The 18353-nt window shown below is 69.1% G+C and carries 16 protein-coding genes; 10 read left to right on the top strand and 6 right to left on the bottom strand.

Features of this window, described 5'->3' with window-relative positions; translation table 11 throughout:
• The first annotated feature begins 563 nt into the window (after positions 1-563).
• From serS to OG584_RS17475, 5 genes are all read left to right on the top strand, one after another.
• Positions 564-1841, top strand: coding sequence for a serine--tRNA ligase (gene serS, locus OG584_RS17495; RefSeq protein WP_405778952.1), 1278 nt, complete (start codon positions 564-566; stop codon positions 1839-1841).
• Positions 1838-2650, top strand: coding sequence for a Cof-type HAD-IIB family hydrolase (locus OG584_RS17490; RefSeq protein WP_405778951.1), 813 nt, complete (start codon positions 1838-1840; stop codon positions 2648-2650). The genes serS and OG584_RS17490 overlap by 4 nt, the downstream gene beginning before the upstream one ends.
• Before the next feature lie 191 nt (positions 2651-2841).
• Complete coding sequence (locus tag OG584_RS17485) at positions 2842-3516, top strand: FadR/GntR family transcriptional regulator (RefSeq protein ID WP_405778949.1); 675 nt, start codon at positions 2842-2844, stop codon at positions 3514-3516.
• A gap of 67 nt (positions 3517-3583) precedes the next feature.
• Positions 3584-4888: a CynX/NimT family MFS transporter gene (locus tag OG584_RS17480; RefSeq protein WP_405778948.1), complete on the top strand. Its 1305-nt coding sequence runs from the start codon at positions 3584-3586 to the stop codon at positions 4886-4888.
• Between the two features lie 60 nt (positions 4889-4948).
• Complete coding sequence (locus tag OG584_RS17475; RefSeq protein WP_405778946.1) at positions 4949-5683, top strand: hypothetical protein; 735 nt, start codon at positions 4949-4951, stop codon at positions 5681-5683.
• Between the two features lie 84 nt (positions 5684-5767).
• On the opposite strand, the gene OG584_RS17470 is transcribed toward OG584_RS17475, so the two are convergent.
• Genes OG584_RS17470 through OG584_RS17455 form a run of 4 tightly spaced genes read right to left on the bottom strand, consistent with a single transcriptional unit; the run spans position 5768 to position 9286 of the window.
• Positions 5768-6487 (bottom strand): ABC transporter permease, encoded by a 720-nt coding sequence (locus OG584_RS17470; protein ID WP_405778944.1) that lies wholly within the window; start codon positions 6485-6487, stop codon positions 5768-5770.
• 17 nt (positions 6488-6504) lie between these two features.
• Positions 6505-7416 (bottom strand): ABC transporter ATP-binding protein, encoded by a 912-nt coding sequence (locus OG584_RS17465; protein WP_405778943.1) that lies wholly within the window; start codon positions 7414-7416, stop codon positions 6505-6507.
• Positions 7413-8294, bottom strand: coding sequence for an ABC transporter permease (locus tag OG584_RS17460; RefSeq protein WP_405778942.1), 882 nt, complete (start codon positions 8292-8294; stop codon positions 7413-7415). Before OG584_RS17460 ends, OG584_RS17465 begins: the two co-directional genes overlap by 4 nt.
• A complete protein-coding gene (locus OG584_RS17455) occupies positions 8291-9286 on the bottom strand; it encodes an ABC transporter ATP-binding protein (protein ID WP_405778941.1) in 996 nt (331 codons plus the stop codon). Before OG584_RS17455 ends, OG584_RS17460 begins: the two co-directional genes overlap by 4 nt.
• A 384-nt stretch (positions 9287-9670) precedes the next feature.
• Between OG584_RS17455 and OG584_RS17450 the strand changes: the two genes are divergently transcribed.
• From OG584_RS17450 to OG584_RS17435, 4 genes are all read left to right on the top strand, one after another.
• Complete coding sequence (locus OG584_RS17450; RefSeq protein WP_405778940.1) at positions 9671-10570, top strand: M24 family metallopeptidase; 900 nt, start codon at positions 9671-9673, stop codon at positions 10568-10570.
• The gene (locus OG584_RS17445; protein WP_405778939.1) at positions 10567-12333 is read left to right on the top strand and encodes an SDR family oxidoreductase; all 1767 of its coding nucleotides are present in this window, start codon (positions 10567-10569) and stop codon (positions 12331-12333) included. The genes OG584_RS17450 and OG584_RS17445 overlap by 4 nt, the downstream gene beginning before the upstream one ends.
• Positions 12330-13253: a metal-dependent hydrolase gene (locus OG584_RS17440; RefSeq protein ID WP_405778938.1), complete on the top strand. Its 924-nt coding sequence runs from the start codon at positions 12330-12332 to the stop codon at positions 13251-13253. The genes OG584_RS17445 and OG584_RS17440 overlap by 4 nt, the downstream gene beginning before the upstream one ends.
• Before the next feature lie 220 nt (positions 13254-13473).
• Positions 13474-14385 carry a MerR family transcriptional regulator gene (locus tag OG584_RS17435; RefSeq protein ID WP_405784123.1) on the top strand — a complete coding sequence of 304 codons (912 nt, stop codon included), beginning with the start codon at positions 13474-13476 and terminating at the stop codon, positions 14383-14385.
• 152 nt (positions 14386-14537) lie between these two features.
• On the opposite strand, the gene OG584_RS17430 is transcribed toward OG584_RS17435, so the two are convergent.
• The gene (locus OG584_RS17430) at positions 14538-15443 is read right to left on the bottom strand and encodes an LLM class flavin-dependent oxidoreductase (RefSeq protein ID WP_405778936.1); all 906 of its coding nucleotides are present in this window, start codon (positions 15441-15443) and stop codon (positions 14538-14540) included.
• A 259-nt stretch (positions 15444-15702) separates the two neighbouring features.
• On the opposite strand from OG584_RS17430, the gene OG584_RS17425 reads away from it, so the two are divergent.
• Entirely contained in the window at positions 15703-16578 is an 876-nt protein-coding gene (locus tag OG584_RS17425) for a Cof-type HAD-IIB family hydrolase (RefSeq protein WP_405778935.1), read from the top strand.
• Between the two features lie 40 nt (positions 16579-16618).
• On the opposite strand, the gene OG584_RS17420 is transcribed toward OG584_RS17425, so the two are convergent.
• Positions 16619-18325 carry a GAF domain-containing protein gene (locus OG584_RS17420; RefSeq protein ID WP_405778934.1) on the bottom strand — a complete coding sequence of 569 codons (1707 nt, stop codon included), beginning with the start codon at positions 18323-18325 and terminating at the stop codon, positions 16619-16621.
• Positions 18326-18353: the final 28 nt, after the last annotated feature.

Genomic DNA, 18353 nt, shown 5'->3' with positions numbered 1-18353 from the left:
GAAAAGTTATCCACAGGTCCCGTCTCGACCTGGGGACAAGTCGACAGTACAAGCCGACATGGTCGACAAATCTGCTCAGGGGCGACACTTCCGTCCACAGGCCTGCAGGTGGGGCGCTGTCACCCCAATTGCGGCGATCAACCCTTTAGAGCGAGCAATTCCCACCTGAATGAGTGTGCGGAGATGGTTTGAAGGGGAAATTCCGGCAAACACCTGGCCACCTGTGAGGCTTTCGGAACCATCCCCCTCGGTCATCCACAGATTTCCCACACAGCCTGTGGATAACTAATCCGACCTGTGGATTCCTGTGGACAAGCGACCCCAAGTCCCCTCCGACGCAAGGGGGATGGGGTCAACCGCTTCGCCCAGAATGCTTCGTTCCGGCGAATCGGACCGCCTTTATTGACCCACCGGCCAACCGGACACACCCCACGGCCGACCCGATATCCCCGCCGCCCCGCCATTCCATAGATAGTGCATCAATTCGGACAAAGCGGCGCCAGTGATGCCGCGCGGCTAATATCGAGTCGAGTGGGGGAAGCGAGCAACGGTAGCCTGGTGGGGTGATTGACCTTCGCCTGCTCCGTGAGGACCCCGACCGTGTTCGCGCCTCCCAGCGCGCCCGTGGAGAGGACGTCGCCCTCGTCGACGCCCTGCTCTCCGCCGACGAGCGGCGCAGGTCGTCCGGACTCCGGTTCGACGAACTCCGCTCCGAGCAGAAGACTCTCGGCAAGCTGATCCCCAAGGCCTCGGGTGACGAGAAGGCCGACCTGCTGAAGCAGACGGGGCAGCTCTCCGCCGCCGTCAAGGCGGCCGACGCCGAGCAGAACGAGGCCGACGAGGAGACCAGGCGACTGCTGCTCCAGCTCGGCAACCTCGTGCACCCCGACGTGCCGGTCGGGGGCGAGGAGGACTTCACCGTCCTGGAGACACACGGCACCATCCGTGATTTCGCGGCCGAGGGCTTCGAGCCCAAGGACCACCTGGAGCTCGGCGAGGCCCTGCGGGCCATCGACACGGAGCGCGGCGCGAAGGTGTCGGGCTCCCGCTTCTACTACATGACGGGCATCGGAGCACTGCTGGAACTGGCGCTGGTCAACGCGGCGATCGCCCAGGCCACCGAGGCCGGGTTCATCCCGATGCTGACGCCGGCGCTGGTACGCCCGCGCGCCATGGAGGGCACGGGCTTCCTCGGCCAGGCCGCCGAGAACGTCTACCACCTGGAGAAGGACGACTACTACCTGGTCGGCACATCCGAGGTCCCCCTCGCGGCGTACCACATGGACGAGATCATCGACGCCGGCGAACTGCCCCTGCGCTACGCGGGCTTCTCGCCCTCCTTCCGCCGCGAGGCAGGAACGTACGGGAAGGACACCCGGGGCATCTTCCGGGTGCACCAGTTCAACAAGGTCGAGATGTTCTCGTACGTCCACCCCGACGAGGCGGCCGCCGAGCACCAGCGACTCCTGGAGTGGGAGAAGCAGTGGCTGACCAGCCTTGAGCTTCCCTTCCAGGTGATCGACGTGGCGACCGGCGACCTGGGGGCATCGGCGTCCAGGAAGTTCGACTGCGAGGCGTGGATCCCGACTCAGGGCAAGTACCGCGAGCTGACGTCGGCTTCCAACTGCGACGGATTCCAGGCGCGTCGTCTGTCTGTCCGGATGCGCGAGGGCAAGAAGGTCCAGCCGCTGGCGACACTCAACGGCACACTCTGCGCCGTACCCCGGACGATCGTGGCGATCCTGGAGAACCACCAGCTCGCCGACGGCTCGGTGCGGGTCCCGCCCGTGCTCCGGCCGTACCTCGGCGGACGAGAGACGCTGGAGCCCGCGTCCAAGTGACGGCTCCCGCTCTCCCCTACCGGCTGGTCGCGACCGATCTCGACGGCACACTGCTGCACGACGACGGCTCGGTCTCCGAACGCACTCGCGCGGCGCTCGCCGCGGTGACCGCGGCGGGTGCCGCGCACATCGTCGTCACCGGACGGGCGGTCCCGTGGACACGCCACATCCTCGACGACCTCGGCTACGAGGGACTGGCGGTGTGCGCGCAAGGGGCGCAGGTCTACCACGCGGGCGAACACCGGCTGCTCACCTCCGTCACCCTGGACCGCCGGCTGGCCGGTCTCGCGGTCGCCAAGATCGAGGCCGAGACCGGTCCGCTGGCACTGGCCGCCAGCCGGGACGGCCTGGACGGCGAGGTGCTGATGAGCCCGGACTACCGGACTGCCGAGGGTCCCCTCCCCGTGATGCGGTTCGACGATCCGGCCGATCTGTGGTCCGAGCCGGTCAACAAGGTCTACATACAGCACCCGGCGCTGAGCGACGACGCGCTGGCCCAGGTCGCCCGGCAGGCCGTCGGGGACCTGGTCGACGTGGTGATGGCGGGGGAGGGCGTCGTGGAGATCCTGCCGCTGGGGCTGAACAAGGCAAGGGGTCTGTCGCTGGCCGCCCGGCGCCTGAAGGTCACGGCCGCCGACACGATCGCGTTCGGTGACATGCCCAACGACATCCCCATGTTCGGCTGGGCGGCGCACGGCGTGGCGATGGCCAACGCCCACGACGCGTTGAAGGCCGTGGCGGACGAGGTCACCACGTCCAACGAGGACGACGGCATCGCCGTGGTGCTGGAGCGGCTGCTCCAGGGCTGAGGTCCGGTCGCCCCCTCCCGGGGCCCGGCCCGTCGGACAGTCCCGCCCGGACGATCGGCCAGCCCGTTCAGAGGGGGAGACAGCCCGCGGAGAGACCTTGAGAGCCCCTGAGACACGAGTGCGGCAAGTTGTAGGATGACTGGGCAACCGGGCGACCCGGGCACCACGTCGGATGAACATGGGGCGATGACATGGCACTGCGTGCGGCAGGACGGCAGTCCCTCGTGGACACCGTCGTCGAACAACTGCGGGACCAGCTGACCGAAGGAGAGTGGTCCGTCGGTGACCGGATCCCCACCGAGCACGACCTCGCCGAGCAGCTCGGCGTCGGGCGCAACACCGTCCGTGAGGCGGTACGTGTCCTGGTGCACGCCGGGCTTCTGGAGTCCCGCCAGGGCAACGGCACCTTCGTACGCTCCACCGCCGACCCCTCCGCCGTACTGCGCACGATGAGCCACGCGGGTGTCCTGGACATCCTGGAACTGCGCGTCGCCCTGGAAACGGAGGCCGCCAGGCTGGCGGCCGTCCGCAGGGACGCAGCGGACCTCGACTGGCTGCGGGAAGCCCTCGGCACCCTCCATGAGCACGGAGACCGGGCCGCCGACGCGGATCTCGCCTTCCACCTCGGGGTGGTCGAGGCCACACACAACACCACGTTCGCCGAGGTCTACCGCTTCTTCTCGACCCAGGTGCACGAATCCCTGGTCGCGGCTCTCGGCGACCGGGAGATGCCGCCGATCGACCTCACCGCGCACGAGGCGCTGGTCGACGCGATCGAGAGCGGCGACCCGGCAGCTGCGGAGCAGGCGGCACGCGCTCTTCTCCAGGTGCCGATCGACGTGGTCCGCAGGCTGGTGGGCCGCTGACGACACGCATCGGCCGTCCCCGCCCGCACCACCGCCGGAAAAACAGAAACGCTGAGAGGTAACTGTCTTGTCCCGCCCGGATCTGGACCAACTCCTTCCCGACGCGGAAGCCGATGTCCTGCCCTCGCCCCGGGGCGCCGCGGCACGGCGCGCCCTCGTCGCACACCCCGTGGTGCTGCTCATCGGCATCGTGCTGGCCTCGCTCAATATGCGGGCGGCGCTGGCGAGCGTGTCTCCCCTGATCGGCGAGATCAGCCACACATTCGGACTCTCGTCGACGGCGTCGAGCCTGGTGACCTCGGTCCCGGTGCTGTTCCTCGGAGTGGGCGCCATGGTCGCCCCATGGCTGGCACGCCGCTTCGGTACCGAAGTGGTGCTGCTGTGCGCGCTCGTGCTGCTGGGCATCGGCATTCTGGTCCGGGTCCTGCCGTCCGTCTTCGCCCTGTACGGCGGCGGAGTGCTGGCCGGCACCGCGATAGCCCTCCTGAACGTGCTGATGCCGGGCCTGATCAAGCGGGACTTCCCCGACCGGGCCGCGTCGATGACCTCCGTCTACACGGGCGCGATGATCGGTGGCGCCACACTCTGCGCAGCGGCTTCGGTCCCGTTGGAGAAGGCGTTCGGAAACAGCTGGCAGGCGTCGCTGGCCTTCTGGTCGCTGCTGGCAGCGGTTGCCGCAGTGGCGTGGCTGCCGCAGGTGCTGATCGCGCGCGGCCGTACCGGCCGCGAGGTACGCGTCGCACCGGCTGGTTCGGGACCGGCGGACTCCGGGCCGCCCAGGAGCATCTGGCGCTCGGCGCTGGCCTGGCAGGTCACGCTGTTCATGGGGCTTCAGTCACTGTGGTCGTACGTGCTGATCGCCTGGATGCCGACGATCTTCACCGATCACGGGATGAGCCGCTCGACAGCGGGCGTGATCTTCGCGTTCAACAACCTTATCCAGGTCGCGGGGGCCTTCGGGGTTCCGCTGCTCGCGGGCCGTATGCGCAGTCAGCGGCCACTGATCGTGCTGGTCACATCGATGGTGGCCGTCGGCTATGCGGGCCTGATGACCGCTCCGGTCTCGGGTGCCTGGCTGTGGTCGGCGGTACTGGGCATCGGGCAGGGAGGCGCGGTGGGGCTGGCGCTGACGCTCATCGTCCTGCGGTCCGGGGATGCGCAGACAGCGGCACGGCTGTCCGGGATGGCACAGACGGTCGGCTACCTCCTCGCCGCGGCCGGCCCTCTGACCGCAGGCGCCGTGTACCAGGCCACGGGCAGCTGGACCCTCCCGATCGCCCTCGTCCTGGGGGTGTGCGCGGCGGCCCTGGTGGTGGGCCTCTTCGCGGCCCGCGACCTCAAGGTGCAAGCGGGTCCGGCCACGACCGCGTGACTTGTACGAGAGTCGGCCATCACTGTCATGCACCGATGAACACGAATGGCAGGCTCATCCATGCCATCAGAAGTCGCTCTGCTCGAATCGCGCGCACTGCGCGCCGACCATCTGGGACGCGTCGACGCCCTGGACAAGGTCAAGGCACTCTCACTGCTGCCGGACGGGATGCATCTCCGTACGGAGGATGTGGCACGGTGCTTCGACGTATCCACAGAAGTCATCAAGAAGTTGACCCAGCGGCACCGTGAGGAGCTCGTCTCCAATGGGCTGCGCATCCTGCAGGGCTCTGACCTCGAGGAATTCAAGGGGGACAACCTGTCCCCCTATTCCGCGAACGGAATGAGTTATCCACAGCCCCGTTCCGGTCCGGCCGTTCACACCCGCCGGACCGTGCTCAATATCGCGATGATGCTGCGCGACAGCGAAGTCGCCCGTCAGGTAAGGGGCTACCTCCTCAACACCGAGCAACAGCACCGCACCCCGCCACCCGGCCCACGCGACGAGGGGATCGAGTACCGCGTCACCCAACTGGAGTCGGCCATGGGTGAGATCGGCCCCGGACTGCGGGAGCTGGGTCCGGTGCTGGTACGGATGTCGCACCGGCTGGAGGCGCTGGACCAGAGGCTCGACGCCACGAACCGCGTCATCGGGGCGATGCGCGTGCGGCTGTCGGATCTCAGCGAGGACATCACGGAGGTCAAACGCCAACGTCCGCGCCTGGCCCACCGAGCACGACAGGAACAGGAACAGGAACAACACGAACAGCGACAGCGCCGACGTCGTCGGCGCTGAGGAGGCTGGGGCGCCGGCGGCGGGCCCGGCAACAGGGCCGGGGTGGGGGTGACGGATACCGCCGCCCCCGTCCCGGCCCGCGTCTCACTCCTCGCCCGCCAGTGTCAGACGTCGCAGCTTCTGACCCGCGTACCAGGTGGCGAGCACAGTGACGCCCGCCAGCAGCACCACGGCCAGGGACAGTCCGACATCCGAGTTGATCGCACCCGGGGCACCGATCTTCTCCGCCAGGGCGAGGGACCACTGCTGAATGCTCAGTGTGCGCGCACCCGGCACCAGGCTGCCGAACAGCCCTTCCCAGACCAGGGCGTAGACGAGACCGGCGACGACAGCGTGCCGGGTGACCGTGCCCAGGAGCAGGAAGACCGAGGCGTACGCGATGGAGGCGACCAGAGCGGCGACCGTGTAGGCCACCGCGATCTGCCCGCCGTTGCCGTTCAGGATCATGCCCGCGACGAAGGTCGGGATCGCGGAGAACGCCATCGTGACGGCGATCGCCACGGTGAGCTTCGTGAGGATGATCGTGGGGCGCTTCACCGGCTTGGCCAGCAAGTAGACGATCGACCCGTCGTCGATCTCCGGACCGATCGCGCCCGTACCCGCGATGACACCGATCAGAGGCACCATCGTGGCCATGGCGAAACCGCCGAGCACATGGGTGGCGACCTCGTCGTCGGCACCGCTGAAAGTGCGTACCGCGGCGGCGATCACGATCAGCAGAGCGGGCAGCACGAAGAGGATCGCGGCCCGGCGGCGGCCGAGCAGGGCCCGGTAGGTGAGACGGGCGACTGTGGGGTTGTACATGGGCGTGACAGCTCCTTTCAGGCCGCTACGAGGTACGAGAAGACCGATTCCAGGGACTCGTCGGACGGCGAGACAGTGAGGAGCCGGATGCCGTGTTCACGGGCGACGCGCGGCAGCAGCGTCGTGAACCGGCCGAAGTCGACCGCCTGGATACGCAGCGCGCCCTCCGCGACGTCCACCTCGATGCCGGCGGTCGACGGGTCGGCGATCAGCGCGGCGGCAAGGACACGGTCGTCACTGGACCGTACGAGATAGCGGTGCGGACGGTCCGTCATCAGTCGGCGGATCCTGCGGAAGTCTCCGGACGCGGCATGCCGTCCCGCCACGATCACCTCGATGTGCGAGGCGAGTTGCTCGACCTCCTCCAGGATGTGCGAGGAGAAGAGGACCGTACGTCCTTCCGCCCCCATCCGCCGCAGCAGCTCCATCAGCTGCATCCGCTGGCGCGGGTCCATGCCGTTGAACGGCTCGTCGAGGAGGAGCACGCCGGGGTTGTGCACGAGCGCCGAAGCCATCTTCACGCGCTGGCGCATGCCCTTGCTGTACGTGGCGATCTTGCGGTCCTGCGCCGCCTCCATCTCGACCGTCGCGAGGGCCTGTTGCGCGGCGCGCTCGTCGAGGCCGTGCAGTTCGGCGTTTGCGACGACGAACTCGCGGCCGGTGAGGAAGTCGTACATCCCCTCCCGCTCCGGCACGATACCGATCTGCCGGTACACGCTCTCGTTCCGCCAGATCGGCTCCCCGTCGAGGGTGACCTTGCCGGTCGATGGAGCCAGGAAACCGGCCATCATGTTGATGAGGGTGGACTTGCCCGCGCCGTTGGGTCCGAGAAGTCCGGTCACCCCGGGGCCGACCGTCATGGTGATGTCGTTGACCGCCACCACATTGCCGAACCAGCGCGAGGTGTGGTCGATGTTGATCGTGGTCACAGCCCGACCTTCCGGTAGCGGCGCATCAGGACGGCGTACGAGCCGGCGATGAGCGCGAGAACGACAAGCACATAGACCACTCCGGCACCCGCCCCGGGCCCGTTCCCTCCCGGGAAGGCGGACGTCGCGCCGAGGAAGGCGGTCTGTACGCCGTCGATCAGCGTGATCGGGGAGAAGAGCCCGAGCCAGGTGACGGCGCCGGCGGCGTCCTGGTTGAAGGCGATGGCCTGCACCGTGGAGACCGCTCCGTACGTAATGGTCAGTACGGCGATGACCGCCGCGACTCCGAAGCCGCGGCGCGGTGTGAGCGCGGCGACCACCAGGGCGATACCGGAGAAGAGCACCGAGAGGAGTGCCACGGAGACCAGCCCCTGCCCGAACCCCTCGGTCTGGTCGGCGAAGTCGAGTTTGGCGAGGAGCGAGCCGACGTAAAGGATCACCAGAGGCACCGCGGTCAGCACGAAGAGGGCCGAGGCCATCGCCGCGTACTTGGCGATGACGTAGTCGACGCGCTCGATCGGCCTGGAGAAGTACAGCGGGATCGACTTGAAGCGCAGATCCCTGGAGACGGCCTGCGGGGCCTGCGCGGCGAGGAAGAGCCCGATGACGGCCTGAGTGAGGATGGCGTACCGGGTGTAGTCGAGTGGCAGATCCTTGGCCTTGGTTGCCACGGCCACCGCCACGATGATCGCCGGGGGCACGCACATCACCGCGAAGAGAATCATCGGCAGCACCTTGGACTTGGCGGAGCGGCCGAGACCGTAGGCGCCGCGCAGGGACTGCGCGAAGAGCGAGCGGCGGGCGTACGCACGCCCCAGGCGCTGACCGTCGTAGTTCCGGTATCCGATGTTGTGGATCTGGCTGGTCTCGGTACTCATCGCGCCTGCACCTCCTGCTTCTGCTGCCGGTCCTGCCCGCTCTGCTGGTTCCGCGGGTCCGAATGGAAGACTTCCGCGATGTGATGGCGCCGCTGCTCCATCCGCACGAGTCCGAGCCCCAGATCGGTGACCGTGTCACGGACCAGGTCGTACGTCTCCTCGCCGGCCGCCTCGACCAGCAGGATGCGGCCCGCGCCGGGCAGCCCGTCCTCGACACCGTCGTGCAGGACCACCCCGGCAGCGGCGAGCGTCTCGCGCAGCACCCCTGTCCCGTCGGGATGGGCCTCGGAGTCGGTGACCTCGACCGCCAGCGTCGCGGTGCTCTGGGTGAAGTCGCTGGTCGAGCTGGAGCGCAGCAGCGAGCCGCCGTCGATCACGACGACGTGGTCACAGGTCCGTTCCAGCTCGCCGAGGAGGTGTGAGGTAACCAGGACCGAGATGCCGAAGTCGGTGTGCACCCGGCGGATCAGCCCGAGCATCTCGTCACGCCCGACCGGGTCCAGGCCGTTGGTCGGCTCGTCGAGCAGCACCAGTTGCGGGTCGTGGACCAGCGCCTGAGCGAGCTTCACGCGCTGTTTCATACCGGTCGAGTAGCCGCCGATGGGGCGATAGCGCTCTTCGTAGAGGCCGACATGACGCAGCGTGTCGGCCGTGCGCTCCCGTGCGGCGGTGGGCGGCAGTCCGGACATCCGTGCCATATGGACGACGAACTCGGTGGCCGAGACGTCGGGTGGCAGGCAGTCGTGCTCGGGCATGTACCCGACGCGCTCACGGATTTCGGCGCCACTGGTGGCGACGTCGAGCCCGAGCACGGCGGCCCGGCCCTCCGTGGCGGGGGACAGACCCAGCAGGATCTTGATCAACGTGGACTTGCCGGCTCCGTTGGATCCCACCAGTCCGGTCACACCGGGTCCGATGTCCAGGGAGAGCCGGTCAAGCGCGGTCACCCTCGGGAACCGCTTGCTCAGGCTTTCGGTCGCGATCACAGTCACATTCCGAAGTTAATGGCGCTGCCCGCCCCGGACGTCACCCCAGACGGCTGGATCCCTGTCCCCCTCCAGAGGTACGGACCCGTAGGGGCCCGGTACGAAAGGGGGAGCAGCCAGGGTTTCCCGCGGTGTTCCCGCGGAGGATGCCCACCGGCAGGCTGCCGGGGACGGCGTTCACCGACCGCGGCGCTCACGGTCTGGTGTCCACTGTCCCACCAAGCCCTCGCCGGACGCCCGTTGTCCACAGGCCGCTGCTCCGGGGGCTGTCGTCCACAGGGCGTTGTCCACAGGTCGGGCGGGGCCCTTGACGTAGCCGCCGGGCATTGTCACATTCATCAGTGTCAAGTTACGAGCACGTACCGCACACGGACGGGACGGACAGGTGGCATGGCCTCAGGGGTGAAATCAGCAGCGCGGCCGGGAGGCGACCCGGTGGCACGGCCGGTCGGGCGAGGCGGCGCGGACGCCGCGCGGCTGCGCGGGTTCAGAGAGGTGCAGACCCTTGCCTACGCCTGTGCGGAGGCTGTCGCCGCCCAGCTCAGACCGGGTGTGACCGAGCGTGAGGCGGCGCGGATGCAGCGCGAGTGGCTGTACCGCCGGGGTGTGCGGGACTGGTTCCATCTGCCTTTCGCCTGGTTCGGCGACCGGACCGCCTTCACGGGATTCAAGCTGCCGCTCCAGTTCTTCCCGACGAACCGGCGGCTGGAAGCAGGAATGCCGTTCATTCTCGACATGGCCCCCGTCCACCATGGCTTCACCGCCGACATCGGCTACTCCGGCTGCCTCGGTCTCAATCCCGTGCACGACAAGCTGCTGGCCGATCTGGAGGCCCACCGGGACCTCATCCTGCGCGAGGTCCGCGAAAGACGCCCGCTGCGCACGGTGTACGAGGACGTCGAGCGGCTGATGGCGGCCCAGGGGTACGCGAACCGGCACCGCGCCTACCCGTTCGGTGTGATCGCGCACAAGGTCGACCAGGTCACGGAGCGCCGCTGGTCGCCCCATGTGTTCGGGTTCGGCACCCAGTCCCTGAAGGGCCTGGCGAGCGATGCGCTGCGCGGCCACCGGGACGGCTGGTCACCGCTGTGGAGCCCGTACAAATTCTCGGACCACCCGCCCCAGCCGGGGCTGTGGGCGGTCGAACCGCACCTCGGATTCCGGGGCACGGGAGCGAAGTTCGAGGAGATCCTGGTCGTCACCGACTCGGCCGACCCCGAACAGAGCGCGTTCTGGCTGGACGACGATCTGCCGCATGTGCGGCGCTGGGCAGAGGAGAGAGCCGCATGAGTACGGGAATCGAAGGAGCGCGTGAGCGCTGGGTGAGCACCGGTGGCATCGAGCTGTGCGTCGCCGAACTGGGCGATCCCGACCGGCCGACCGTAGTGCTGGTGCACGGCTACCCGGACAGCAAGGAAGTCTGGTCCGAGGTCGCGACCCTGCTGGCCGACCGGTTCCACGTGGTGCTGTACGACGTCCGGGGGCACGGCAGGTCCTCCGCACCGGTGCCGCTGCGCGGCGGTTTCACCCTGGAGAAGCTGACCGACGACTTCCTGGCTGTGGCGGACGCGGTCAGCCCCGGCGAGCCGGTGCACCTCGTCGGCCACGACTGGGGATCCGTGCAGTCCTGGGAGTTCGTGACCGTCTCACGCACCGAAGGCCGGATCGCCTCGTTCACCTCGATGTCCGGCCCTTCGCTCGACCACTTCGGTCAGTGGATCAAGAAGCGGATCTCCCGGCCGACACCCCGCAGGGCCGCCCAACTGCTCGGCCAGGGTGCCAAGTCCTGGTACGTCTACCTCCTGCATACGCCCGCGCTGCCCGAGCTCGCCTGGCGCGGCCCGCTCGGCAAGCGCTGGCCGAAGATCCTGGAGCGGGTGGAGAAGGTGCCGTCCGGCGACTACCCGACGGCTTCGCTGCCCTCGGACGCCGCCCACGGAGCCTGGCTCTACCGCGACAACGTCAGGCCCCGGCTGCGCAGGCCGCGCCCCGACGCGTACTCCCACGTGCCCGTCCAGCTGATCACACCCACCGGTGACGCCTTCCTCTCCGAGCACCTCTACGACGAGCTGGAGCACTGGGCACCGCAGCTGACCCGCCGCACCCTGCCCGCCAAGCACTGGGTGCCGCGTACCAGGCCGGATCAGCTGGCCTCCTGGATCGGGGAGTTCGTCACGGCCCACGAGACCCCGGGGGCCGCCCCGCACACGGCCGCTACGGGCAGGCACGCCGACCGTTTCAGCGGTCGGCTCGTTCTGGTGACGGGCGCGGCGAGCGGGATCGGCCGGGCCACCGCGTTCGCGTTCGCCGAGTCGGGTGCGCGCGTCGTGGCCGTCGACCGGGACGCGGAAGGGGCGGCGCGTACGGCGGAGATGGCGCGGCTGATCGGCTCCCCCGATGCCTGGGGGGAAACGGTCGATGTCAGCGACGAGCAGGCGATGGAGAAGCTCGCCGAGAAGGTAGCGGCCGAGTACGGCACGGTCGATGTCCTGGTCAACAACGCCGGCATCGGCTTTTCGGGCTCATTCCTGGAAACCACGAGCGAGGACTGGAAGCAGGTCCTCGACGTCAACCTGTGGGGTGTCATCCACGGCTGCAGGCTCTTCGGCAGGCAAATGGCTGAGCGCGGTCAGGGCGGCCACATCGTCAACACCGCTTCGGCCGCTGCGTACCAGCCTTCGAAGGCGCTCCCGGCGTACTCCACGTCCAAAGCCGCGGTGCTCATGCTGAGCGAGTGCCTGCGCGCGGAGCTGGCCGCACAGGACATCGGAGTCACCGCGATCTGTCCCGGCATCGTCAACACCAACATCACCTCCACCGCCCGCTTCGCCGGTGTGTCCGCGGACGAGGAGAAGCGCCGGCAGTCGAAGTCCTCCCGGCTGTACGGGCTGCGCAACTACCCGCCGGAGAAGGTGGCCGATGCGATTCTCTCCGCCGTGGTGCACAACCGGGCAGTTGTCCCGGTGACACCCGAGGCACGCGGCGCCCGCTTCATGTCCCGTTTCGCGCCGAGGACCCTGCGCGCCATAGCCCGGTTGGAGCCGCCGCTGTGAGCACCGGACAGCGCCCCGGCACGGGACCGTACGTCATCGCACCCCGCCGGGTCTCCTTCGACTGGGCGGGCACCCCGCTGCACTGGATACCCGGCGAGCCCACCGCCACCCATGTGATCAATGTGCTGCATCTGCTGCTCCCGGCGGGCGAGCGGTGGTTCGTGAAGGTCTTCAAGGAGGCTCTGCCACTCGTCGCGGAGCCCGGACTGCTCAAGGACGTGAAGGGGTTCATGGGCCAGGAGGCCACACACAGCGTGCAGCACTCCCACGTCCTGGACCATCTCGCCGCCCAGCGGCTCGACACCACGGCTTACACCCGGCACGTCGACTTCCTCTTCGAGAAACTGCTGGGTGAACGCCCGCCGCTCGGCCTACCGGTGCCGGCGCGGGAGTGGCTGCGCTTCCGGCTGTCGCTGGTGGCCGCGATCGAGCAGTTCACCGCGGTCCTCGGGGACTGGGTGCTGGGCGCCGGTGACTTGGATGCGGCCGGGTCCGATGCCGTCATGCTCGACCTGTTGCGCTGGCACGGCGCGGAGGAGGTGGAACACCGGGCGGTGGCCTTCGACATGTACCAGCACTGCGGCGGCGAAGGACTGCCGCGCTACGTGCGGCGGGTCGAGGGCATGGCCGTGGTCACTCCGGTGCTGCTGTGGCTCTGGATATGGGGCGCCTCGTATCTCATGCGCCACGACCCGGGACCGACGGGCCCGCCGCGGTACTCCCTGAGGGAGCACAAGCGGGCGGTCGCCAAGGGCCTGCTGCCTTCCTGGGGTGCGCTGGGCTCTGCGATACCGCGCTACTTGAGGCGGTCGTACCATCCCTCCCAGGAGGGCTCTCTGCACAGGGCGGTCGAGTACCTCGCTGCATCTCCCGCCGCCCGTGCGGCGGCAGGCGCGATCGGGCGCGCGGCCCTGCCGTAACCCCCGAAGAGAGACAGAGGGAGGCAGCGTGTCCGGACAGAGAGCGACAGGGCGGCCGGCGTCGGGGCAGAATCCGCCCGGACGGACAGCGTCCGAACGGTCGGCGTCGGGACGGTCGGCGTCCGGGCAGGAAGATTTCGGACAAGCAGGATTCGGACGGGCAGGATTCGGACGGGCAGCGTCCGGACAAGCGGCGTCCGGTGCTGAACCCGAGTACCGGATCGAGGACCTGGCTCACCACAGCGGCGCCACAGTGCGCACGATCCGCGCGTACCAGGACCGCGGCCTGCTCCCCAAACCGCAGCGGCGCGGCCGGTCCAACGTGTACGGGGACAGCCATCTGGCCCGATTGCACCAGATCGCCGAACTGCTCGACCGCGGGTACACCCTGGCCTCCATCAAGGAGCTGCTGGAGGCATGGGACGCCGGGCGCGGTCTCGGCGGGGTGCTGGGGCTGGCAGCGGAGGTCAGCGGCCCGTGGACGGACGAGGAAGCGGACCGGATCTCCCGCGCCGAGCTGGACACGAGGTTCGGCGGGGTGCCCGACGACGAAGCAGTCGCGGAAGCGGTGGCGCTGGGCGTGCTGGAAAGGGTCGCCGGGCACGACGACGAGTTCCTGGTACCGAGCCCGCAGGAACTGACCGTGGCTGTGGAACTGCACGCGGCCGGCGTGCCGCTCAAGGCCATCTCGGTCCATCTGCGGGAGCTCCGAGGCCAGGTCGAACACATCGCCTCCCGCTTCCTGGAGTTCACGACGGAGCACGTCTTCGCGCGCTATCTGGGCCCCGGCCTGCCCACCGACGCACACGTCGCGGAGGCCGCCTCGCTGGTACGGCGGCTGCGCCCACTGGCACAGCAGAGCGTCGACGCCGAGCTGGCTCGGGCCATGAGGCTGTTCGCCACACGCCGCCTCCAGCAGCACCTCGGGCCCGACAACCCTCCGGCGCACGCGGGAGGCTCCCCTTCCGTACCGGTTCCGGCGGCCACGCTCGCCGCGGTGGAAGCGCTGGTGGGCCCCGAGAACGTCGCCGCGTTCATCGTCGGGGCCACCGAACGCGAGGTGCAGGCACGGGCGTTGGATGCCCTGGCTCTTCCACAGCCTAGATTCGGACATGACGCCGAAAAGCCGTGAATCACCCTGCCCTTGTCCACAGTTTTGCCAAATAGCCTGTGGATAAGCCACCTTGCCTGTGGATCATGCCTAACTCAGAGGGCGCAAAAGGCGATTCGGATGCGCGCCGGCGCACGGGCGACACCACCCGCCGGTGCTCGCAACCGGAGGTGTCAGCTCTGCCGGAGCTGCGCCATCGCCTCGGTCGCGATCTGCTCGAAGACCTTCTCCTCGGCCGCGAAGATGGTGTCCGGGATCGGTGCGTGGATCACGATCTCGTCGATACCGAGCGCGAAGTACTTCCCGGCGAAGTCGACGAAGGACCCCAGGGACTCCATGGGGCGGCCCTCGTCGGGCGTGAAGCCGGTGAGGAGGATCTTCTCCACCCCGGCGACATCCCTGCCGACCGTCTCGCATGCCGTGCCCAGCTTGCTGATCTGGGTGCGGACGGCTTCGACGGACTGTTCCGGGGTGCCCGTCTCAAAGATCTTGGGATCGCCCGTCGTCACCCAACCCTGTCCGTGCCGCGCCGCGACCTTCATTCCACGCGGCCCGGTGGCCGCGACAGCGAAGGGGAGTCTCGGCCGCTGCACACAGCCCGGAATGTTCCGGACCTCGTCGGCGGAGTAGTGGGTACCCCGGTGGGAGACCGATTCCTCGGTCAGCAGCCGGTCGATGAGCGGGACGAACTCTCCGAAACGGTCGGCTCGCTCACGCGGCGTCCACGGCTCCTGGCCGAGCGCCGTGGCATCGAAGCCGCTGCCTCCGGCACCGATACCCAGAGTGATACGGCCGTCCGACAGATCGTCCAACGTGAGCAGGTCCTTGGCGAGCGTCACAGGGTGCCGGAAGTTCGGCGAAGTGACCAGTGTGCCGAGCCGCACCCGTTCGGTGACCATGGCCGCACCGGTCAGCGTCGGGACCGCTCCGAACCAGGGCCCGTCGCGGAACGGCACCCGCCAGGACAGGTGGTCGTAGGTGTACGCGGTGTGGAAACCCAGCTCCTCAGCGCGTACCCACTGCTCACGGCCCCCTTCGCTCCAGCGGCGGACCGGCAGGATCACAGTACTCAGACGCATGGGGACGACCCTACGTCGTAGGGGGAGGCACTCCCGTGAGCCGCCCTGTCCACCACCGGACCGGGGCCGCGTGTCCCTGGCCGGGGGTCCGTGTCCCCTGCCGGGGGGGGGCCGGGCCCGTGACCCTCCACGGGGAGGGGCGGGAGCATGGTCAGGTCATGACCGTCTCAGCGATGTCGAACCCGGTCACGTCGCGACGCGCCCCGTCGGCACACTCATATGTGCGGCTCTTCGCACTGTCGTGCGCTCCGGGCGCTCCGTGCGGGAGAATGTCCAGGTGACCTCAGCTAACGGCTCCGCCGCCGCCCCCCTCCCGCCCCGGCTGATCGCCACCGACCTGGACGGCACCCTGCTCCGCGACGACAAAACAGTCTCGGCCCGCACCATCGCCGCCCTCGCCGCCGCGGAGGAGGCCGGGATCGATGTCTTCTTCGTCACCGGCCGCCCTGCCCGCTGGATGGACGTCGTCAGCGATCATGTGCACGGCCACGGCCTGGCCATCTGCGGAAACGGCGCCGCTGTGGTCGATCTCCACGGCGACGAGGGCGGCCACATCTTCGTCAAGGTCCTCCCGCTCGAGCGCGCCGACGCCCTGGACGTGATTTCCATCCTGCGGGCCGCCGCCCCCGGCACCTCCTTCGCGGTCGAGCGGACCGGTGGCATCCACCACGAGCCGGCCTACCCTCCGCTGCAGTTCGACGCCGCGTCGAGCGTCGCGCCCGCCGAGAAGCTGCTCGCCGCTGACTCCGACCTCGCCGACCAGCCCGTACTGAAGGTGCTCGCCCACCACCCTGAGCTGACCCCCGACGTGTTCCTCGCCCTGGCCCGGGAAGCTGTCGGCGCCCGTGCTTCGATCACCCGCTCCAGCCCGACCGCGCTGCTGGAGATCAGCGGTCCGGGCGTCTCCAAGGCAGGCACGCTGGCGCTGTGCTGCGCCGAGCGCGGCATCTCTCCTGCCGAGGTCGTCGCATTCGGAGACATGCCGAACGACATCGAGATGCTGCGGTGGGCGGGGACGTCGTACGCGATGGGCAACGCACACCCGGAAGCGGTGGCCGCCGCCTCGGGACGCACGGTGGCGAACAATGACGACGGCGTCGCAGTCGTCATCGAACAGATCCTGAAGGCCCGCTGACCGGACCCGCCGCCCCTCCCCCTCGACACGGCACCGCCGCCTACAGCGGAGCCTCCCACACCACCGCCGTGCCACCGCCCGCATCGCCGAGTCCCGGTCCGTAACTGCTCGATCCGCCCAGCGCCTCCGCACGCCGGCTGAGATTCCGCAGCCCGCTGCGGCGGCCGCCCTCCGGGATGCCGACCCCGTCGTCGGAGACCGTGAGGCGAATCGCCGGGCGGCCGTCGTCCAGCTGGACCGTGGCGTCGACGATCACCTCGATCCGCGAGGCACCGGCATGCCGGAACGCGTTGGAGAGCGCCTCGCGCAGCGCCGCGATCAGGTTCTTCCCCGTCAGTTCACCGACGCTCGGATCGACCGGGCCCACGAAGCGGTGGGTGGGTTTGAATCCCAGGGGCACAGCCGCCATGTTGATCTCCCGCAGGACCCGTCGGCACAGACCGGACGGGGCTTCGGCGGGCCCCTGCTGGAGTGCGAAAATGGCCGTGCGGATCTCCTGGATCGTCACATCCAGCTCACCGACTGCCTTGCCCACTCCGTCGCGCACCCGCGGCGGCGCCGACTGGCGATGGGCGCCCTCCAGCATCATCCCGGTGGCGAACAGCCGCTGGATGACGAGGTCGTGGAGATCACGGGCGATCCGGTCACGGTCCTCGAAGACCGCGAGGCGTTCCCTGTCGCGCTGGGCGTCCGCCATCATCAGCGCCAGCGCCGCCTGTGAGGCGAACTGCTCGGCCAGTGAACGCTCGGCCGCGGTGAAAGGCCGGCCGCCCCGTTCGCGCGGCGTCGCCAGCGCCCCCAGCAGACGGCCGCCGCTGTGCAGCGGCAGCATCATGCTCGGCCCGAACTGCTTGCCGATCGCAGTGATCATCCGTGGATCGGTCGCCGAGTCGTCGACGAACACCGGTGCCCCCGAGAGCAGTGTCGCCACGACCTCGCTCTCCGGCGGGAGGATCGTGCCGAGCACCTGGCTGGGGTGACCGCTGGAGACCGCGACGACCTCGAGCCCGCCCTCAGCGGAAGGCAGCATGACCACGCCGGCGACCGCGTCCGCGAGGTGACGCGCCTGTTCTGCGACCACCGAGAGCGCCTCGTCCGCGTCGCCGCCGGCCAGCAGCGCCGTGGTGACGGCCACCGAGCCGTCGATCCACCGCTCGCGCTGCCGGGCCGCCTCGTACAGCCGGGCGTTGTTGATCGCGATGCCGGCCTCGGTGGAGAGGACCTGCACCATGTGCAGATCGCCGTCGGTGAACTCACCGCCGTCGGTCTTCTCGGCGACGTAGAGATTGCCGAAGGTATCGCCCTGCACCTGCACAGGGACCCCCAGGAAAGCCCGCATCACCGGATGGTGAGGAGGAAAGCCGGCGGAGCCCGGGTCGGTCGTCAGATCCGCGAGCCGCACCACGCGGGCATCCTCGATGAGCACGCCAAGGAGCCCGGTGTGCCCGTCCGGGACACGGCCGATCCGTGCGGCCACCTCGTCCGGTACGCCATAGGTGACGAAATCACTCAGGCCGCCGCGCTCCTTGTCCACGACACCGATCGCCGCATAGCGCGCGCCCGCGAGCCCGGCAGCGGTCTCGCAGATCCTGTTCAGAGTCGCGGGCAGTTCGAGGCCCGTCCCGATGGAGCGCATCGCCTCCAGCAGCTGCGGTACGCGCGCGGTGAGGTCGGCGGAGAGCCCCTGCGGGCCGGAAGCCTCAGCGGGGGAGGGTTCCGGCGAATCGGTGGGGTCCGGAGCTGACATACCCCAGAGCCTAGTAAGTCCCATTTCA

The sequence above is a fragment of the Streptomyces sp. NBC_00859 genome (genome assembly GCF_045161865.1).
Taxonomy (GTDB): Bacteria; Actinomycetota; Actinomycetes; order Streptomycetales; family Streptomycetaceae; genus Streptomyces.
This window is presented reverse-complemented; position numbering and strand designations above follow the sequence as displayed.

What these genes read in the sequence shown, in the direction of transcription:
- OG584_RS17485 (WP_405778949.1), top strand. Translation starts at nt 2,842, where the DNA reads ATGGCACTGCGTGCGGCAGGACGGCAGTCCCTCGTGGACACCGTCGTC.
- OG584_RS17475 (WP_405778946.1), top strand. Translation starts at nt 4,949, where the DNA reads ATGCCATCAGAAGTCGCTCTGCTCGAATCGCGCGCACTGCGCGCCGAC.
- OG584_RS17470 (WP_405778944.1), bottom strand. Translation starts at nt 6,487, where the DNA reads ATGTACAACCCCACAGTCGCCCGTCTCACCTACCGGGCCCTGCTCGGC.
- OG584_RS17460 (WP_405778942.1), bottom strand. Translation starts at nt 8,294, where the DNA reads ATGAGTACCGAGACCAGCCAGATCCACAACATCGGATACCGGAACTAC.
- OG584_RS17450 (WP_405778940.1), top strand. Translation starts at nt 9,671, where the DNA reads ATGGCCTCAGGGGTGAAATCAGCAGCGCGGCCGGGAGGCGACCCGGTG.
- OG584_RS17445 (WP_405778939.1), top strand. Translation starts at nt 10,567, where the DNA reads ATGAGTACGGGAATCGAAGGAGCGCGTGAGCGCTGGGTGAGCACCGGT.
- OG584_RS17430 (WP_405778936.1), bottom strand. Translation starts at nt 15,443, where the DNA reads ATGCGTCTGAGTACTGTGATCCTGCCGGTCCGCCGCTGGAGCGAAGGG.
- OG584_RS17420 (WP_405778934.1), bottom strand. Translation starts at nt 18,325, where the DNA reads ATGTCAGCTCCGGACCCCACCGATTCGCCGGAACCCTCCCCCGCTGAG.